The 2,708-nt window shown below is 61.5% G+C and carries 3 protein-coding genes and 1 pseudogene; 3 read left to right on the forward strand and 1 reads right to left on the reverse strand.

Going from position 1 to position 2,708, the window contains the following annotated elements:
* Positions 1-143, forward strand: a pseudogene (locus DOU50_RS23755) (ABC transporter ATP-binding protein); the annotation flags it as partial.
* Complete coding sequence (locus DOU50_RS00505; RefSeq protein ID WP_148768490.1) at positions 136-1,065, forward strand: oligopeptide/dipeptide ABC transporter ATP-binding protein; 930 nt, start codon at positions 136-138, stop codon at positions 1,063-1,065. The pseudogene DOU50_RS23755 and the gene DOU50_RS00505, both read left to right, overlap by 8 nt.
* On the opposite strand, the gene DOU50_RS00510 is transcribed toward DOU50_RS00505, so the two are convergent.
* Entirely contained in the window at positions 1,062-1,811 is a 750-nt protein-coding gene (locus DOU50_RS00510; protein ID WP_148768491.1) for an SDR family NAD(P)-dependent oxidoreductase, read from the reverse strand. The two genes, DOU50_RS00505 and DOU50_RS00510, sit on opposite strands and share 4 nt — an antisense overlap.
* 115 nt (positions 1,812-1,926) lie before the next feature.
* On the opposite strand from DOU50_RS00510, the gene DOU50_RS00515 reads away from it, so the two are divergent.
* Positions 1,927-2,708: LysR family transcriptional regulator (locus DOU50_RS00515; protein WP_148768492.1), on the forward strand; the 782-nt coding region annotated here is incomplete at its 3' end.

The following is a 2,708-nucleotide window of genomic DNA, read 5'->3' on the forward strand; positions in this document are numbered from 1 at the left end:
AGCTTCCGCAGGGATGCGCGTTCCGCGAGCGCTGCTTTGCCGCCGGGGCGAAATGCAGCGAAACGCCGCGCTTACAGCCCACTGGCGCAGAGGGCCAACAGGCTGCCTGCTGGTATCCACAACGGGAGAAAGCCCATGTCTGATGTACTGCTGGAACTGGATAGCGTGCACGTGAACTTTGCGGCGCGCAAAAACTGGCTGGGTCGCGTGACGGAACAGGTCCATGCGCTCAACGGGCTCGACCTGGAGATCCGTCGGGGAGAGACGCTTGGCATTGTCGGGGAATCCGGCTGCGGGAAAAGCACGCTGGCCCAGCTGCTGATGGGCATGCTTAAGCCCAGCACCGGCGCCTGCCAGCGGGCGCACCACGCGGGCGGCATGCAGATGGTGTTTCAGGATCCGCTCTCCTCGCTCGACCCGCGCCTGCCGGTCTGGCGCATCATCACCGAGCCGGTATGGGTGCAAAAGCGCAGCAGCGAGCGCGAGCGTCGTCACCTGGCTGAAAACCTGGCGCTGCAGGTGGGCATTCGCCCGGAGTATCTCGACCGGCTTCCGCACGCCTTCTCCGGCGGGCAGCGCCAGCGCATTGCCATCGCCCGGGCGCTCTCGTCCGATCCGGATATTATCGTGCTCGATGAACCCACCAGCGCGCTGGATATCTCCGTGCAGGCGCAGATCCTCAACCTGCTGGTGACCCTGCAACAGCAGCGTAATCTGACCTACGTGTTGATCTCACATAACGTCTCGGTGGTCAGGCACATGAGCGACCGCGTGGCGGTGATGTACCTTGGGCAGATTGTGGAGCTGGGCAGCGCCGCGCAGGTGCTTGGCGAGCCGCGCCATCCTTACACCCGTCTGCTGCTCGACTCTGTTCCCCGCACCGGTGAACCGCTGGATGAGACGCTGGCCTTACGGAAAACGGAGCTTCCCGGCAACCGCCGCCTGCCCGAAGGCTGTTTCTTCCGCGACCGTTGTCCGATGGCAACGCAGGGGTGTGAGCGTCCCCAGCCGTTACAGCCCTCTCACGAGGGCCGTGACGTCCGCTGCTGGCGCAGTCTGGATTAGATTTGGGCCATCCCGCCGTCCACGAACAGCTCGGTGGCGTTAATAAAGCTGGCCGCGTCGGAGGCCAGAAACGCCACCGCTTTACCCACCTCACCCGGCGCGCCTAAACGCCCCAGCGGCACCTGCGCGGCCAGCGCGTCGTAAAGCCCCTGACGGTGTTCTTCCGGCACCAGATCGCCGAGACCCGGCGTTTTGATTGGACCCGGACTCACCACGTTGACGCGGATCCCACGGCCCTGCAAATCCAGCGCCCAGGAGCGGGCAAAATTGCGCACGGCGGCTTTGCTGGAACTGTAGACGCTGAAGTTGGCCGTCCCCTTAATGGACACCGTCGAGCCGGTAAGAATAATCGAGGAACCGGCGGAGAGCAGCGGCAGCGCCTTCTGTACCGTAAACAGCACCCCGCGGACGTTGGTGCCGAAAATCCGGTCAAACTGCTCTTCGGTTATCGCGCCCAGCGGCAGCATATCGCCGCCACCCGCATTGGCGAAAAGAATATCGAGGCGGCCTTCTTCTTTGGCTATCCGGGCATAAACCTCGTCCAGGTCCGCCAGTTTTGACACGTCAGCGCGAATGCCCACTGCCGTTGAAGCAATTTCAGCTACCGCCGCGTCCAGCTCGGCCTGACGTCGTCCGGTGATGTACACCTTCGCGCCCTGGGCCGCCAGCTCCTGCGCCGTGGCAAGACCGATGCCGGTGCTGCCGCCGGTGACCAGTGCGATTTTTCCTGAGAGAGTCGTGTTCATGTCATTTACCTTTTGTTGGGTTTGCGTTGGACAAACTTTAGCCCTTGCAGGATTAGTGAAAAACCAGCAAAAATGAAAATGACTATTCACATACAGAAATAATCAGGGGAGCCTAATGGACCAGCTCATGGCGATGCGCGCTTTTACCCGGGTGGTGGAAACCGGCAGCTTTACCCGCGCGGCGGACTCGCTGAACATGCCCATCGCCACCCTGAGCAAGCTGGTGAAATCGCTTGAGGCGCATCTGGAGATACGTCTCCTGCACCGGACGACTCGCCGGGTGGTCGCGACGCCGGAAGGGGCGGATTACTATGAAAAAGCGCTCAGGATCTTGATAGATATCGAAGATATCGACACCGCGTTTCGCGTTTCCCGCGCGACGCCCAAAGGGCATTTGCGGGTTGACGTGGGCGGCTCCACCGCCCGCGACGTGCTTATCCCTCGGCTTCCGGATTTTATGCAGCGTTATCCGGAAATCCGCATCGACCTTGGCGTGGCCGACCGGCCGGTCGATCTCATTAGCGGTAACGTAGACTGCGTCATCCGCGGCGGTCCGCTGGACGATTCGACCCTTATCGCACGCCATATTGGCAACGCTGAGATGGTGACCTGCGCGACGCCGGGCTACCTGAAAAATCATGGCGTCCCGGCCTATCCGCAGGAGCTGTGCAACGGCCACAAGCTTATCAGCTACCTTTCGCCCGTCACCGGGCGGGCATTTCCGTTTCGCTTCAGAAAAAACGGCGAGGCGCTGGAAATCAATATTCCGCATTATCTCGGCGTAAACGAAAGTAATGCTCACCTGGCGGCTGCCGCGGCGGGGCTGGGCATTGTGCAGACATTTGAGTATTCGGCAAACGCGTATTTACAGGCGGGTACGCTGACGGCGATCCTGAG

Origin of the sequence: Enterobacter sp. C6 (genome assembly GCF_008122455.1) — a bacterium.
Classification (GTDB): domain Bacteria; phylum Pseudomonadota; class Gammaproteobacteria; order Enterobacterales; family Enterobacteriaceae; genus Enterobacter; species Enterobacter pseudoroggenkampii.

Coding starts and splice junctions, on each gene's coding strand:
- DOU50_RS00510 (WP_148768491.1), bottom strand. CDS start 1,811: ATGAACACGACTCTCTCAGGAAAAATCGCACTGGTCACCGGCGGCAGC.
- DOU50_RS00505 (WP_148768490.1), top strand. CDS start 136: ATGTCTGATGTACTGCTGGAACTGGATAGCGTGCACGTGAACTTTGCG.